This window comes from Chryseobacterium sp. IT-36CA2 (assembly GCF_949767875.1).
Taxonomy (GTDB): domain Bacteria; phylum Bacteroidota; class Bacteroidia; order Flavobacteriales; family Weeksellaceae; genus Chryseobacterium.
In genome coordinates this window covers 1045880-1061840 of sequence record NZ_CATKPG010000011.1, presented here as the reverse complement: position 1 = coordinate 1061840, position 15961 = coordinate 1045880, and the positions used below count along the sequence as shown (strand labels likewise).

16 protein-coding genes are annotated in these 15961 nt (G+C 36.5%); 5 read left to right on the top strand and 11 right to left on the bottom strand.

Annotated features, from left to right (window positions below; genetic code table 11):
- Positions 1–149: 149 nt before the first annotated feature.
- Positions 150–1079: an alpha/beta hydrolase gene (locus ACM6F9_RS05620; RefSeq protein ID WP_414844784.1), complete on the bottom strand. Its 930-nt coding sequence runs from the start codon at positions 1077–1079 to the stop codon at positions 150–152.
- Positions 1080–1234: 155 nt separating this feature from the next.
- Between ACM6F9_RS05620 and ACM6F9_RS05615 the strand changes: the two genes are divergently transcribed.
- Both ACM6F9_RS05615 and ACM6F9_RS05610 read left to right on the top strand, forming a co-directional pair.
- Positions 1235–1798 (top strand): hypothetical protein, encoded by a 564-nt coding sequence (locus tag ACM6F9_RS05615; protein ID WP_414844783.1) that lies wholly within the window; start codon positions 1235–1237, stop codon positions 1796–1798.
- A 6-nt stretch (positions 1799–1804) separates the two neighbouring features.
- Positions 1805–3928, top strand: coding sequence for a cation:proton antiporter (locus ACM6F9_RS05610; protein ID WP_414844782.1), 2124 nt, complete (start codon positions 1805–1807; stop codon positions 3926–3928).
- A gap of 175 nt (positions 3929–4103) precedes the next feature.
- Here the strand turns inward: ACM6F9_RS05610 and ACM6F9_RS05605 are convergent, their stop codons facing one another.
- On the bottom strand, positions 4104–5216 hold the full coding sequence (locus tag ACM6F9_RS05605) for a 5-(carboxyamino)imidazole ribonucleotide synthase (protein ID WP_414844781.1): 1113 nt from the start codon (positions 5214–5216) through the stop codon (positions 4104–4106).
- Positions 5217–5241: 25 nt separating this feature from the next.
- On the bottom strand, positions 5242–5793 hold the full coding sequence (locus ACM6F9_RS05600; protein WP_414844780.1) for a DUF1543 domain-containing protein: 552 nt from the start codon (positions 5791–5793) through the stop codon (positions 5242–5244).
- Between the two features lie 382 nt (positions 5794–6175).
- Between ACM6F9_RS05600 and ACM6F9_RS05595 the strand changes: the two genes are divergently transcribed.
- Both ACM6F9_RS05595 and ACM6F9_RS05590 read left to right on the top strand, forming a co-directional pair.
- Positions 6176–7006 (top strand): sulfite exporter TauE/SafE family protein, encoded by an 831-nt coding sequence (locus ACM6F9_RS05595; protein WP_414844779.1) that lies wholly within the window; start codon positions 6176–6178, stop codon positions 7004–7006.
- Complete coding sequence (locus tag ACM6F9_RS05590; RefSeq protein ID WP_076597405.1) at positions 7006–7389, top strand: DUF1634 domain-containing protein; 384 nt, start codon at positions 7006–7008, stop codon at positions 7387–7389. Before ACM6F9_RS05595 ends, ACM6F9_RS05590 begins: the two co-directional genes overlap by 1 nt.
- A 3-nt stretch (positions 7390–7392) precedes the next feature.
- On the opposite strand, the gene ACM6F9_RS05585 is transcribed toward ACM6F9_RS05590, so the two are convergent.
- Positions 7393–7770, bottom strand: a complete 378-nt coding sequence (locus tag ACM6F9_RS05585) for a VOC family protein (protein ID WP_414844778.1) — start codon at positions 7768–7770, stop codon at positions 7393–7395.
- Positions 7771–7802: 32 nt separating this feature from the next.
- The gene (locus ACM6F9_RS05580; RefSeq protein WP_414844777.1) at positions 7803–8243 is read right to left on the bottom strand and encodes a nuclear transport factor 2 family protein; all 441 of its coding nucleotides are present in this window, start codon (positions 8241–8243) and stop codon (positions 7803–7805) included.
- A 151-nt stretch (positions 8244–8394) separates the two neighbouring features.
- Between ACM6F9_RS05580 and ACM6F9_RS05575 the strand changes: the two genes are divergently transcribed.
- A complete protein-coding gene (locus ACM6F9_RS05575; RefSeq protein WP_414844776.1) occupies positions 8395–9435 on the top strand; it encodes an endonuclease/exonuclease/phosphatase family protein in 1041 nt (346 codons plus the stop codon).
- A 40-nt stretch (positions 9436–9475) separates the two neighbouring features.
- Here the strand turns inward: ACM6F9_RS05575 and ACM6F9_RS05570 are convergent, their stop codons facing one another.
- The 6 genes from ACM6F9_RS05570 to ACM6F9_RS05545 all read right to left on the bottom strand — a co-directional run bounded on the left by ACM6F9_RS05570 (position 9476) and on the right by ACM6F9_RS05545 (position 15925).
- Positions 9476–10534 carry a diphosphomevalonate/mevalonate 3,5-bisphosphate decarboxylase family protein gene (locus tag ACM6F9_RS05570; RefSeq protein ID WP_414844775.1) on the bottom strand — a complete coding sequence of 353 codons (1059 nt, stop codon included), beginning with the start codon at positions 10532–10534 and terminating at the stop codon, positions 9476–9478.
- Positions 10535–10633: 99 nt separating this feature from the next.
- Positions 10634–12403 carry an AMP-dependent synthetase/ligase gene (locus ACM6F9_RS05565; protein WP_414844774.1) on the bottom strand — a complete coding sequence of 590 codons (1770 nt, stop codon included), beginning with the start codon at positions 12401–12403 and terminating at the stop codon, positions 10634–10636.
- Complete coding sequence (locus ACM6F9_RS05560; RefSeq protein ID WP_414844773.1) at positions 12400–13413, bottom strand: NAD-dependent epimerase/dehydratase family protein; 1014 nt, start codon at positions 13411–13413, stop codon at positions 12400–12402. The genes ACM6F9_RS05565 and ACM6F9_RS05560 overlap by 4 nt, the downstream gene beginning before the upstream one ends.
- Before the next feature lie 258 nt (positions 13414–13671).
- Positions 13672–14676, bottom strand: a complete 1005-nt coding sequence (locus ACM6F9_RS05555; RefSeq protein ID WP_414844772.1) for an MvdD family ATP-grasp ribosomal peptide maturase — start codon at positions 14674–14676, stop codon at positions 13672–13674.
- On the bottom strand, positions 14669–15625 hold the full coding sequence (locus tag ACM6F9_RS05550; RefSeq protein ID WP_414844771.1) for an MvdC family ATP-grasp ribosomal peptide maturase: 957 nt from the start codon (positions 15623–15625) through the stop codon (positions 14669–14671). Before ACM6F9_RS05550 ends, ACM6F9_RS05555 begins: the two co-directional genes overlap by 8 nt.
- Positions 15626–15697: 72 nt before the next feature.
- Positions 15698–15925, bottom strand: a complete 228-nt coding sequence (locus tag ACM6F9_RS05545) for a microviridin/marinostatin family tricyclic proteinase inhibitor (protein WP_414844770.1) — start codon at positions 15923–15925, stop codon at positions 15698–15700.
- Positions 15926–15961 lie beyond the last annotated feature (36 nt).

Here is a 15961-nt window from a genome sequence, read left to right as displayed (position 1 = left end):
AAAAGACACAAAAGTTTGTAAATCCTTGTGCTTTTAAAGGTATTATATGAATTTTTGAAAAGCTCACAAAATTATTTAAGATTAAAAAAAAATCTGTGCTAATCTGTGTCATCCGTGGGCAAAAAAACGCATTAAGACTTTCAATAAAATCACTGATCGCTATTATAAATCCCATTCACTTTTAACCATTTTAAAAACAGATCCGTCCATTCTCCAGTATTAGTTCCTTTTTTGCCGAGCCCCCAGCCGTGCCCTCCTGATTGAAGTAAATGCAGTTCGGCAGGAATTTTATGGTCTTTCAACGCCTGATACATCAGAATACTATTTTCGACAGGAGAAATAGGATCGTCTTCAGACTGAGCCAGAAAAGTAATGGGAGTTTGGGCATTCACCTGTTTTTCAACAGAAAGCCTGATCTGATCCTTAGTATCAGAATTCTTTCCTAATAAGGATTTAAATGAATGAGTCTTATTGTTAGGAGGCAGCATAGATACTACAGGGTAGATCATTGCCATAAAGTTAGGTTGGGCAGAAATCAAATCAATATCATCTTGAGGAGGATAATAGATCGTATTGAATGTAGATGAAATATATCCTGCAAGATGTCCGCCAGCAGAAAATCCGAGTACTCCTATTTTATCAGGATCTATTTTGTATTTTCCGGCATCCTTTCTAATAATCCGTAAAGCGCGTTGAGCATCCTGAAAAGGAACTGATCTTGTTGCCCAGCCTTCTTCCGGCAGTCTGTATTGAAGCTCAAATGCTGTAATCCCCAAAGACTTCAGCCATTCACTGGCAGGATATCCTTCCGACCCGGATTCAATGTGGGCATACCCACCGCCACTGATAACAAGAATAGCTATTCCGTTAGGGTTTTGGGGTTGATGAATGATAAGCTTCGGTCTACCGATATTCGTAAGAGAACCTTTTGGAGAAACCATGTTTTCACCTCCAGGTCCGGGACCATCCGGAATTTTCATCCAAAGATCAATGGAAGGTAATTGATCTTGGTTGGAAAGTCCTTTTTGAGCATAAAGCAGGCTTCCGAAAAATAAAAAAGAGAAAAAAATAGTTTTCATTATATTCAATTTTACTATAAAAATAATATCAATAATCTTACCTAATCTATCCGGCTGTTTTTTAACTTATTAAATATAATTAAAATCAGATACGCTTCTGTAGGGTTTTGTATTTCCTTCATTTTCCTTATATTGTATACTCCAACCGATACAATATGCTGAAAAACACATTTTTTTTATTTCTGACCGCTTCTCTCCTGCTTATAAGCTGTGATTACAAAGAGAAAGAAAAGAACCTGACAGACAGAGAGAAACAATTACTGGAGAAAGAGAAAGTATTCGCGAAGAAAGAATCCGAATATCAGTCGCTTCTGAAAATGAGGGACAGTATTTTTGCCAAAAAAGATTCTGTAGTGATTGCAACATGGCCAACGGAGATTTCCGGCCCCTGGAACGGAAAAGTTATCTGTACAGAATCCAACTGCAGTGAATATGCAGTAGGTGACCAACGTACCGACCTCTGGGAATTCGACAATGATTCTACCCAGCCTATTACCAAAATCATCAACAACAATAATCTGGTAAGGTTGTATACAGGCAAGTTTGAAAATAATGAGATCAGACTTTCTTTCAAAACCGATTCTACAGCTAAAAAGAATGTAGAAATGAGCGTTCTTCTTAATGATATTTCGGACAACAAGATCAAAGGAACACGAACCATCACCTCGGATGGCTGTACCGCTAAGTTCTCTGTTGAATTAGTACGTTCCACAAAATAAACACTTATGATTTTACTGAGTATACACAACCTGAGTCTTCCTATAGAAGATCCGGTACTAAAGTTCCTGTTGGTACTGGTTATCATCCTTGCAGCACCACTGCTGCTTAATAAAATTAAAGTTCCGCACCTTTTGGGACTTATCATTGCTGGTGCCATTATTGGCCCGAACGGATTCAATGTACTATCCAGAGACAGCAGTATTGTGGTAACGGGAACTACCGGACTACTTTACATTATGTTTCTGGCAGGTCTTGAGATCGATATGGGAGATTTTAAAAAGAACAAATGGAAAAGTCTCACCTTTGGGCTCTATACCTTTATTGTCCCTTTTGTCTTAGGCTATTTGGGAGGTTACTACCTTTTGCATTTCTCCACGCTGACATCTATACTGTTCGCTAGTCTTTTTTCATCCCATACACTTATTGCTTACCCACTAGTAAGCAAGTTGGGAATCGCCAAAAACAAAGCCGTTAATATCACTGTTGGAGGTACCATGATCACAGATATCCTTGCTTTATTGGTACTTGCTGTGATTGTGGGGATGTCTCAAGGTGATGTAGGAACTGAATTTTGGGTTAAATTATCGGTTTCTTTTGTCGTTTTTGCCTTGATTGTACTTATTGTCTTCCCTATTATAGGACGTTGGTTTTTCAAAAGAGTAGATGATAAAATCTCACAGTATATTTTTGTATTAGTAATGATTTATCTGGCAGCTATGCTGGCTGAACTGGCAGGTGTAGAAGCAATTATCGGGGCGTTCTTTGCAGGATTAGCTTTAAACAGACTTATCCCTCACACGTCTTCTTTGATGAACAGAGTAGAATTTGTGGGAAATGCCATATTTATTCCCTTTTTCCTGATCAGTGTAGGAATGCTGATTGATTTTAAAGTATTTTTCAAAAGCTGGGAAACCCTGGAAGTGGCCGGAATTATGCTCGTGGCGTCTATTGGAGGGAAGTATCTTTCTGCTGTGGCAACTCAAAAAACATTCAGGCTGACCAAAGAGGAAGGAAAACTGATTTTCGGGCTGAGTTCTGCTTCGGCAGCAGCAACACTGGCTTCAGTAATGGTAGGATATAATATCATTCTTTCTGAAACTGAAACCGGAGAACCAGTAAGATTATTGAATGAACATGTTCTTAACGGAAGTATTTTACTGATCCTGATTTCGTGTACCATCTCCTCTTTCATTTCTATGGCAAGTGCTCAGAAAATTGCTGAAAGTGACAATGAAGATACCGTTTCCGGAAATACCCATGAAGAAGAAAACATTCTATTGGCAATTAATCATGAGGCTACTGTGGAGAGAATGGTGAATCTGGGAATTCTGATAAAAGCCCACTCCAACACAGAGGATCTTTTCGCCCTAAATGTGATCAATGAAGATAAAAATGAATCTTCAGTAAAGAATGCAGAGAAACTTCTCCATCAGGCAGCAGATGCAGCAGCAGCGGCAGATGTTAAACTACAAGCCTTAAAAAGATACGACAATGATGTCATCAATGGAGTAAATAATGTAATTAAAGAACAGAAAATCACAGACCTCATCATAGGACTGGAAGATGAAAAAGGATTCTCTCCTTCTTTTGTGTATAATCTTTATAACGGTTATCTGCAGAATGATGATGTGAATGTACTGGTTTATCACGCGGCTCAACCGCTTTCCACCATAAAAAAATATGCGGTGATGATTCCTGAAAACGCTCATCAGGAAGCCGGATTCTTCCATGCATTGCTGAGAGTCTGGAATATTGCCAGAAATTCCGGTGCGACTGTTGTTTTTTATGCCCCGGAAAATATTCTTGATATTTTACAAAAAATCATTAAAAAAGCCAATATAGAAGCCGAATTTATTATCATGAATACCTGGCAGGATGGCGAAAGAACCGCTGCCCAGCTGAAAGATGATGAAGCCCTGATTATTCTGATGGCTAAACGCGGTATGAAATCTTATATTCCAAGAATGAGGCTGATTCCTGAGCTTCTGAACAGGAACCTGAATGATAACAACTATCTTCTCATCTTCCCTTTCTCAGAATACGATAAAAACAGTCCGGAAATACGTTCTGTAGGAAATCATGGGGATTTTGTGGAAATTGGAAATGTGATTCAGAAGATTTTTAAGTAAAAGGTAGGGAGCTGGAAGAGGGATGCTGAAGGTTGCCGATGTATAAATAATCATTTTTTGTTAAATCATCACTAGCGTCGGGCTTCAGCCCGTTCCTATTGAATTGCTTAGGACAATGTAAAAAGAGAGCTGTTTTAAAATTAAAACAGCTCTCTTTATTTATTTTAAACTGATATTACTCAGCAATCACTCTTACCATTCCTTTTACCATGACAAGCTTTTCCATAAGCTCTTCTCTGGAATCTGCAAGAACATTGATGTGTCCCATTTTTCTTCCCGGCTTGGTTTCTGTTTTTCCGTATAAATGAATATAGGTTTCAGGAAGCTGAAGAACATCTTCCATTCCTTCATATACAACTTTTCCTTCATATCCTTCTGCACCTACCAGATTCAGCATTCCGCTGTAAGTGATGGCATCAGTATCTGCTAAAGGTAAGTTTTTAACCACACGGTACATCTGTTCAAATTGTGAGTTGGTATTTCCTTCCTGACTCTGGTGTCCTGAATTATGAAGCCTTGGAGCCGTTTCATTCACCCATATTTTTCCTTCTTTATCAAGGAACAATTCGATAGCAAATAATCCCGGAGAATTCACCACAGCTAAGAATTTCTCTGTAATAGAATCAATCTGGTTCTGAACATCTTCTGTCAAAAGAACCGGACATACATTGAAGTCTAAAAGATTCAACTTTGGATCGGCCACCATTTCTGTTACCGGGAAAATATTGGTTTCTCCTTTTTCATTTCTTGCTACAATGACAGAAAGTTCTTTCTCAATATCTACCATACTTTCAATAACAGACGCTTCTGTCCATAAGTGTTGATAGTCTTCTTCCGTTTTAATCACCTGTACTCCTTTCCCGTCATAGCCTCCTGTATTCATTTTCTGAACAAATGGCAAAGGCATGATGATTTTATCTTCACTGTTCCATACTACCTGAAATTCCGGGCTTGGAATATCATGAGCTTTATAAAATTCTTTCTGAAGGATTTTTTGCTGGATTGTTTTGATGATATTGGCATTGGGAACTACTTTTATTCCCTGTTTTTCAAGTTCGGCCAATGCATCAGCATTTACATGTTCAATTTCAATGGTTACTACATCTTTATCTTTTCCGAAGTTCAAAACTGTTTCATAGTCATTAAAATTTCCCTGTGTAAAATACGAGATATTATGACACGGTGCATCAGAAGCCGGATCCAGAGTATAAAACTCATCGTCATACTTCAGTGCACTTTGTATCAGCATTCTTCCCAGCTGTCCGCCTCCCAGAATTCCTATTTTCATTTTTTATTTTTATTAGATTTATTTCTTATTGAATTTTATCAATTTTTAAATAGCCAAGCCCCATCGGGTTCTCCTGATTTTCTTCCTCCGATTTGTGAAGAATGATAGAATATTTTTCTTTCATGTAAGCAGGAAGAATATCACTTACATTGAAAATATCATCAATATCCACTCCATGCTTATCATCAATATGGCTTACAGCGCCTTCAAATCCCATTGTCTGATAAAATTCTGTAGCTCTTGCTCTTTTTACAATTTCTCCCATTGTCTGCCCTACCATCAGGTGCTGCTCATGAAATTCTTCGAAGAAACCAGGCTTGTAACCTCCTAAATTGAGGAAAAACAATTGGTTTTCTGAAGATTTTTCTCCTTTTTCTACAATCTCCACCTTATATCCGTCTGCAAATCTCACTTCCTGATGACAATCTAAGTGAATTTTCCCTTCTGCTTCTTTCCAAAACTCTTTCATATCCGGAATCAGATCTTTCAGATTCTCCGCAATTCCGAAGAAAACGTCGTGCTGTTCAATATTTCTTCCTTTGGGAGTTGCACCCAGGATGACATAAAATAATTTCATACTAGTATTTTTTTCTACAAAATGATCACAGCAAAGATACCCAAAAACTCTGGGATGCAAGAATTCATACAATTTGATTTTCAATATGTGGAAAACAGATTTCCTGTTTGTTTATTTTTACAATTACTAATAATTATAAAATACTACAAAAAAAATAAAAATAATATTTTTTTATTCAGAACCTAATAAATTACAAAAATTAATGATAAAAAAAATCAACTTATATATACATTATTCAATAATATTATTTAATAATTAATAATATTATGTAAAAATCATATAAATAATATAAAAAACACAAATAAAAAGCGAATAAAAAATTATTTTCGTAATACTTGTTAAAAAATAGTAATTATTTTATATTTGTATCATTATTTGTAGTATGTCAGAAATCATCATACTCTTCCTTGGCGCAATTTCCGCTGGTCTTTTAGGTTCATTGACGGGTTTAGGAGGAGGAGTTATCATCATTCCTTTATTAACGCTAGGTTTTGGCGTTCCAATGCATTATGCAATCGGTGCTTCACTCATTTCTGTGATCGGAACCTCATCCGGTGCAGCCGTAGCTTTCGTAAAAGAAGGCTTTACGAATATGAGAATCGGGATGTTTCTCGAAATAGCCACCACAGCAGGAGCTATTGTGGGCGCTCTGGTTTCAGGGATGCTTAACCCGAATACGATCGGAATTATTTTCGCAAGTATCCTTCTTTTAACGGTTATTTTAAATCTTAAGGGTAAACCGGATCACCAGGAACCTTTGATAAAAGGAAGTCTGGAAGCGAAGCTTAAATTATACGGAACATTCCCGGACAAAGGGATTTTGAAAAGCTATTCTGCAAGAAATACAGTTCCCGGATTCTTGATGATGATGTTTGCCGGCGCCATGTCTGGTCTTCTAGGGATTGGTTCTGGAGCATTGAAGGTATTGGCAATGGACAATATGATGAAACTGCCTTTCAAAGTATCTACAACTACGAGTAATTTCATGATTGGAGTAACGGCAGTAGCCAGTGCACTGATCTATTTCCAGAGAGGAGAAATTATTCCGGTAATTGTAGCTCCGGTATTGATAGGAGTTGTCATCGGAAGTTTTATCGGTTCAAAAACGCTGATGGTATCAAAAACTAAAAAATTAAAAGTCTTTTTTGCCATTGTGATTACCATTCTTTCGGTATATATGATGTATAACGGTATCAACAAAAGCTTCAGATAATGAAAAAGAATTTTACAGATGTAGATCTGAACCGTTCCGTAGGAAATCTTCTGAGACTGGGTGTTATTTTGTCTGTAGCAACCTCTCTGATTGGTTTTGTCAAGTTATTTTTTGAGGGTTTTAAAATGCCTGAAAAATATACCAGCCTTGTGGTAGGCACTTCTTCTGAAAAGGTATGGGGACATTTCTGGGATTCTCTGTGTAAAGGAGAAGGTACAGCCATTATTCAGCTGGGTATTCTTTTGTTGATTTTCACGCCTCTGATGAGGATTGTTTTTGCTTTAATAGGCTATTTAAAAGAAAAAGACTACGTGTATGTAGTCATTTCTTCTATTGTTCTAGCGATTATGGCAGTAAGTTTCTTTGCAGGCTACGCCCACTAATTTTTACATTTCATAAAACTCTAACGGCAGCTTGTCAGGATCCTGGGTAAAGAAAAATTCTTTTCCTGTGAACTCATCTATGCGGATTTCTTCACAGCTTAATTCTTTTGCTATTAGTTCATTTCTTTTTTCCGTAACATTTTCCACTGAGAAAGCAAGATGTCTTAAACCACATGCTTCAGGGCGTGACGGACGTTGTGGAGGATCTGGGAAAGAGAATAATTCTATTACGTAATGATCCCCGATAGCCAGATCGAGTTTATAGGATTGTCTTTCTTCACGGTATACTTCACGGATGATATTGAGATCTAAAATTTCCGTATAAAACTTCTTTGAAACGGCATAATCTGAACAGATAATGGCAATATGATGGATCTTCATTTTTTTTAATTTTAAACTACTTCTTAATTTTATTATTGTATTTCTTTACAGTTATCCTTTCTTCTCGTATCAATAATATACTGGATTTTCCATTCATTATTCTGCTTTACCAGTTGAAAACTATTCGCCCCACAATGGGACAGTTTCCCTTTTAAATAAAAAGAATAAGGCGTGAACACGCTTGCAAGATTTCCATCTGTATGAACGGCTTCTACTATAATCCTTTCATCCAAATCCCCTTTTGGAAATTTTGAAACCGAAGCTATGAATTCCTGTATGCTGTCGCTTTTTACAGTACCGTCTTTAGTGATGGTCTGAAGAACAGCATTTTCTGCAAAAACTGATTTTACCAGTTCCGGATCTGAATTTTTCATGCCAAGGAATAAGCTCCTGATAGGTTTTTCGATATCATTATTTTGCTGACCGAAAGCCGAAATACTGATCAGCAGAAATAGTGTCGTAATTTTATTCATAAAATAGATTTAGATAAATAAAAATAGATAAAATAAAATTCAAATTGATTAACAAATTTTAAAAATCATTTTTCTTAAATTGTAATCAAAATTATTTCAGAGCTTTTATATGTGGATTATTTATATGACTTTGGCCATACTTCTTCTGGTCATGACAATACTACCAAAAATACAGCATTCTCACTGGATATTCAGAGTTCCGGAATTTGCTAAAATACAGGTTACTTATCTCATCTTTTTCACTTTTCTATTAGGTTTTTTTACCGCTTCTAAAGAATACTTATGGTATTACCAGGGCGTTTTGCTGGTCTTGTTTGTTCATCATAGCCATACTCTTATCAAGTACACCCGTTTCTATCCGGTAAAGAAGCACAAACAGCGTCACAAATCTTCTGATAAACTACATTTTATTTCAGCTAATGTCTATCAGTTCAATAAAGATTATGAGAAATTCATTGGGCTTGTTAAAAAGTACAATCCTGATTTTTTTATGACTATGGAAAGTAATGGTGACTGGGAAAAAGCTATGAGACCTTTAGAAAAAGAATATAGTTACCAGCATAAAGTGACTCTTGAAAATACCTACGGTATGCATTTCTATTCCAGAATTAAAATCAAAGAAGCAAAGACTCACTATTTCGTTGCTGATGATATTCCGAGTATTGAGGTACATATGAAAACAGCTGATGGTTTTTCTTTTGTTTTCTTCGGGGTGCATCCACCACCGCCAAGTCCTACGGAAGAAGAAACATCAAAGGAAAGAGATGGCGATCTTCTAAGTACTGCCAAATCTGTGAAAGACATTAAAAAACCTGTTATTGTAGTGGGAGATTTCAATAATGTTGCATGGTCAAGATCATCTGTACTTTTCAGAAAAACAAGTCATCTGATAGATCCGAGAATAGGACATTCTTTTGTTTCCACCTTTCATGCGAAATATCGTCTTTTAAGGTTTCCTATCGATCTGATGTTTCACAGTGAAGATATTTTTATTAAACAGCTGAAGACATTGGAAAATTTTGGCTCAGACCACCTCCCTGTATATTGTGAGTTTTTTATAGATCATCATAATGATGAACAGGAAGAGCTTATAGAAACGGCTACTTCTGAAGAAAAAGCTGAAGCCGAAATCATGATAGAAGAAGGAAAGAAAGAAGATGGTGAACGGGAAGCTGTTGTTACAGAGGATTAAAAAAGTGGGCTAAAGCCCACTCCTATTGAATATTATTATTTTAAAATTTCATCACATCCTTCACTACTCCATTTTTCTGGGTGTGCTGTAGTAATTCAGCTTCAATAAAGGTTTTAATCTGCTCTTCAGAATCGTTGCTTGGGAACAGAAGGTGAACATTGGCACCTGCATCCAGAGTAAAGAATAAAGGCGATCCGGTTTCTTTTCTAAAATCCCAGATCTTATTGATGACTTCCAATGTTCCTGTTTTCATCAGGATAAAAGCAGGATCACTCATCATCATCATTGCATGTAATGTAAGGGCTTCATGCTCTACAAGCTTGATAAAATGTTCCATATCTCCGTTTTTCAGGATTTCTTTCATCGGAACAAAGTTTTCCCTTGCTTCCTGAAATCTTCTTTCAGCGTACGGATTGGTATTCATCAAACCATGTCCTACTGTTGAAGAAACACTCTTTTGTCCTTCATGAATTAGCAGCACCCAATCATTAAAGTTTTTAAAAACCTCATGAATTTCACTATCTGGATACTGTACTCCGAATAGATCTGAACTACCTTCTACCTCATCACTTTCTCCCCATACAACAAGCCCGTTATATAAGCTTCGGCATGCGCTTCCACTTCCTAATCTTGCTAAAAATGAAGCTTTTTTCAAAGACTCTTCTTCAGATGTTGTTTCTGTAAATGAAGTATCCAATGCCATCAGACATTTTGCAATGGCTCCAAATCCTGAAGCAGAGCTTGCAATTCCGGAACTGTGTGGAAATGTATTCTCTGTTCTGATCACATATTTCCCTTTTAAAATCCATGGAAGGTATTGCTCTATATTTCTGAAATATTTTTCAATTTTTTCGGCAAATTTCAGTTCTTCATTTCCAGCCAGGAAAGTCTGTACTGAAAAGGGAGCATCCGCTGTAAATTCCATTGAAGTATTGGTTTTACAATGGTTTAAAGTATAGCTAATGCTTGGATTGGCAGGAATCTGATCCGCATATTTCCCCCAATATTTAATCAGGGCAATATTAGACGGACAGCTTTCTGAAACCGTTTGTGTATGAATGGTGAAATTTTCTTTTCCTATAAAATCTTGTGTTGTCATAACTAAATTTAAATCATTATTTTGAACCAACCCGTCAAAAATTCTTTGAATTTTCACGTCTTCATTACTGATATGCGTGAAAACAAGGAGGTCAAAATTTTAATACATCTTCTCAATAATATCTGCGTATTTTTTGATCACTACATTTCTTTTGACTTTCAATGTAGGAGTGATTTCTCCGGTATTGATATCAAATTCTGCTGGCATTAAGGTGAATTTCTTCACTTTTTCATAGTCTGCCAAATGATCCTGTAACTCTTTAATTTTTTCTTTATAAAGGTTGATTACCTTTTCATTTTTCACAGCATCTTCCCAATTGGTAAAAGGAATATTATTTTTCTTGATATAATCCTGTAAAAACTCGAAATTAGGAACAATTAACGCTGAAACAAACTGTCTTCCTTCTGCAATCAGCATGATCTGTTGAATAAAATTATTATTGGTCAGAAGGTTTTCGATTTGTTGCGGAGCAATGTATTTTCCATTGGAAGTTTTCATCAAATCTTTGATTCTGTCTGTAATGATCAGGTTTCCTTTATCGTCAAACTTTCCTGCATCACCGGTTTTGAACCATCCGTCTTCTGTAAATACTTTCTGGGTTTCTTCCGGTTTGTTGTAATATCCCTTCATGATTCCGTTTCCTCTCGCCTGGATCTCATCATTTTCTCCGATACGCATTTCTACTCCCGGAAGTGGTTTTCCGCTCGTTCCGTGCTCAAAATGAGTCAAAGGGAAAAGTGTCAATGTAGCAGTAGTTTCCGTCAATCCATATCCAACGGTTACGTGAATACCTACTGACTCAAAGAAGCGGGTAACTTCCGGTGACAATGAAGCTCCACCACAAGGTAAGAACCAAAGCCTTCCGCCCATTTTATCTTTAATTTTACTAAAAACCAGCATATCTGCAACAGTTTCTTTGAATTTTAATCCAAAAGGAATCGGTTTTTCATTTCTTCTTAATTCTGAAGTTTCCCATCCGGTTTTAAGCGCCCAGTCAAAGATTTTTTTCTTTAATGATGAACCTTCTTCCGCTTTCTCCAAAACTCCTGCATATACTTTCTGAAAGAACCTTGGTACAGCACACATGGCTGTAGGTTTTACTTCTTCCAGTGCTTTGGCTACGTTTTTCGGGTCTTCCAGGAAATAAACGCGGGCACCTCCATAAAGGCTCAATAAGCTCCAGCTTCTTTCAAAAACATGGCTTAAAGGTAAGAATGCCAGTGAAAGTTCTTCTTCAAAGTTTTTAAATTTAAAAAACTCAAAGTGTGAGTCGAATGCTTTGATGAAATTTCCGTGGGTAAGCATTACACCTTTTGGAACTCCGGTAGTTCCGGAGGTATAGATCAATGTTGCAGTATCATCATTTTCTTTCTTACAGATTTCCAGCTTCGGTGAAGCTTTTGCGATAAAATCTTCAAGATAAAAACTGTTGAATTCTTTTTTGATCCACACTGCTTTTTTGGAAACAATAATCGTTTCTAAATTGTTTTCTTCTTTATGTAAAAACTCAAGACAGGCGTCATACTGCATCTGATTTCCTACCAAAACAACTTTAGCTCCGGAATCGTTGATAATATGTTCTGCCTGCTCAGCATTATTGGTTGAATAAATAGGTACCGTAATAGCACCGATAGCCATTGAAGCCAGATCCATGATTATCCATTCGGACGAATTATCTGAATAAATAGCAACTTTGTCATTCTCCTGAACTCCGGATTCTTTTAAGGCATTGGCTGTTTTAAAAATAATTTCACTGAATTTTTTCCAGCTCAGCTCTTTCCAACCAGCATCTTTCTTTTTAAATCCGATTGCCCCTTTTATAGGATGTTTTTCTACATTTTTAAGGATAATTGCCTCTGCAAGGTTCATTTCTTCAGCTTTTTGTCGTTAATATAATTATTCAGGTGAAAGTCTATACTTTCTTTTACGGGAATAAACTGATAGTTCAGCTTTTCTTTGACTTTGTGATTGGAAATGGTGTTGAATGATGAAATGGCCTCAATATTTGATTTGGTAACCATTTTCAGTTTCGGGATCAGCCACCCGAAAAGGGTATTGGTTATTCTTCCGATATTTAATACAGATTGTGAAAGAATTCTTGCATCTTTAAGTCCCAGACGGGTTCTGACCTGTTTTGCAAGGTCGGCATATCTGTTATTTTCAGCAACAATAATAAAACGTTCTCCGAAAAGGTTATTTTCCATTAGTCCTATAGCAGTATTGGCAACATCTCTCACGTCTACGTAAGCAGAACCTCCCGAAAAGGTAAAGCTATTGTCTTCAAAGGTAGAGAAAAGTTCACCGCTGCTTTGGGTCCAGTTTCCGCTTCCTATAATCATTCCAGGATTGATAATGATCGTATTAAGACCTTCTGCTGAGGCTCTCCATACTTCCATTTCGGATAAATGTTTGGAAATTGCATACGCTGAGTGTTCCAGCTTTGGATTAAAGTCAGATTCTTCATCCAACTCTCCTTTTTCATTGTAATTATCAAGAACGGCAACAGAGCTTACATGGAGAAATTTTTTAACGTCTGATCCTTCACAGGCAAACAAAAGATTCTCTGTACCTTTGATATTAGTACGGTACATTTCTTTTTCATCTTTCGGATGAAAGCTCACCTTTGCAGCACAGTGATACACCTCATCTACACCTTCCAGTGCAGTTTTCAAAGAATCGAGGTCATCAAAATCTACGTTTACCCATTCAATTTTATTGAAAAATTCGTCAGGATTCTCCGTATAAAAGCTGTATGAATGCCTTACTTCGTTTATATTGCTGCCCGGTCTTTTGGAAGCACGTACATCTTTCCCTCTTTTAAGAAGTTCCAGTACAATTATTCTTCCCAGAATTCCGGTAGCACCCGTTACAAAAATCATTAATTATTTTCTTGATTGCTGACTAAAATATGACAATATTTTCTATCCGGCAATTTTCAGGTTCCTGTAAAAATTTCCCTGAAAAACTCCTTTTGCAAATTTGCGATTTTTAAAGCATAATTCAGCTTAATTTAACCAATATTATCATTCTGATAAACAATAAACCGGAAAATTTTAGCCACAGCAGATTATCAAATGTAAAAGTCCTGAAAGAATTGACAACTTTCAGGACTTTTATGCTCAAAAAGGTTCTATTTTTTAAGCCATTACTTCATTATTTCTTCTTGGAGCTTTATCACAAAGAACGTCTGCAATGCTTTTCGAAATAAGGTTTCCTTCTGTAAGATTATCCAGCCAGAAGAATTCTCCTGCGGCGTTGATCTCTATGAAATAATATTCGTCTTCAGGAGAAACAATCATGTCTATTGCTCCGTAATCTACATTGTAAATATCCAGAAGTTCAAGCAGTTTTGCTTCCACATCTCCAGGAAGTTCTGTTCTGTTCCATTTATCAATAAGATTAACTCCATCTTTTCTCCAGTCTATTTTGGCATCTTCGGACTGTTGGGAATCTATTTCAAATGCATAGACATCTCGTCCCACAATGGTAATACGAAGTTCTTTTTTCTTTTGAATCATCTGCTGAAACTGCATCGGGCAGTACAAAAGTGAATCAAGCTCTTCCAGTTTATCTTCGTTAACAACATTGGTAAACACAACATTTTCCACACCATCTTCATAGATGGCAAAACCTGTTTGCATTTTGGCTACTACATTTTGGTGTTTCAGAATAAATTTTCTGGCTTCATCAGGATTATTCGTAAGACAGGTTGCCGGAATGGTCAAGCCTAATTTATCCGCGATTTTCAATTGTTCTTCCTTGCTATCAAGTCTTCTGTAAACACTTGGTTTTCCTAATGAATAAGCATCTACTGATTCGAAAAACCCGAAAAGCGTATTTCGGATCTCGCCCATTGCTGCTCCGTAAAATTTAGTATCCATCTCTTCTCTTAATCCTTTTCCAATATTGTAGGCTCTTCTGTACCAGATGGCTGAAATATCGTCCAAACGATGTTTTGCTTCAGGTGTTTCAAGATAGCTTATCCATTCTCCATCCTGGAAAATAGTGGAAAGTTTGTTTTGTAAAGGATAAACATCAACATCAAAGCGAATGACTTCACAATTATTTTTTTCAATGTATTCTGTTACTTTTTCAATAGAAAAGTTATCTGCGGTATGGGTTATAATTAAAATTTTATTCATGGAAATTGATTCTTTTGATAAGATTATCGGCAATTCTTTCTGCAATGGGAAATCCCAGTTCTTTCTGTAACATTCCCCACTCTCCCTGTGGATTCACTTCCAGAAAATAATAGGCTCCGTCTCTTCCTTTGATCATATCAATGGCTCCTATATACAATCCCATTTCGTTCATCATAGAAGTGAGATTGGTTTTGACAGCATCCGGAAGTTCATAAACGGACCAAAAATAGCCTTCACGAGCTACTCTCCAATCTGCATTTTCGCTGTTATTGATCTTTCCTGTGAAAAATTCACCGTCTACATAGACAATTCTCAGCTCATATTCTTTGTCAATATAAGGCTGGAAAATCATCGGGCAATACGCAATATCAGAAAGATGTTCTAAGGATTCCTCTTCAATAACCGTAGTGGAAATCATGTTTTCACCAGACATTGTTTTGGCTGTTACTCCATGAAGTTTTGCAATGGCTTTTCCCTGGCAATATTGATAGAAAAATGTTTTTATTTTTTCTTCATCATTGGAAAAGATAGTTTTGGGAATAGTTAAGTTATTTCTCTCTGCTACTTTTAGCTGAAATATCTTATTTCCGTCAATCTTCTTTTCATTTTCATAAGGATTGATCCAGGGAATATCTTCTAAAGCTGTCAGAAGATTGTATCGAAGGCTTCCATATTCTTTCAGGAAGATTCTTTCATAGTCCTGATCCAATTCTTCAGGAGTACTGATTCTCCAGGCTTTTCTGTGCCACACTCCTTTGATGGTATCGGAATGGATAGTATTTCCGGACTCGTCCGTTAATTCGAATGAGTCTTCATGAATGCTGATTTTCTGAAGATGATTCAGACGGTCAGAATTCAATCTGAAATACGGAATATTTTTAGAGGTCAGGTAGTCGAAAAAAAGATCGATATTATAAAAATCCTGTGAATGGGTGATGCAGAGAATCATTTGCCGGTTGTATTAAAAAGGGAAACTTAAACTTTAAGTTTCCCCTATTATTTTAAAAATATTCTACTGTTTTTATAGTGGAATAAAGATTGTATCATCATCACCATCAGATGGATATTTCAGCGTGTGCATCATATCGTCTTTTGGAGAAGTTACAGTATCTACGGCTGGTTTTGTGATCACATCTCTTTCTGGAATTGAGATAATACCTGTTCCTCCTTTTACTGTTTCAGGATCCTTTAGCTGTTTTTCCAAGAATGACGCGAAAAACGGCTTCTTTTTTGAGTTGTTGCTTTTCATAATGTTTTAGTTTTGGTTTGATATATAATTTAGCTT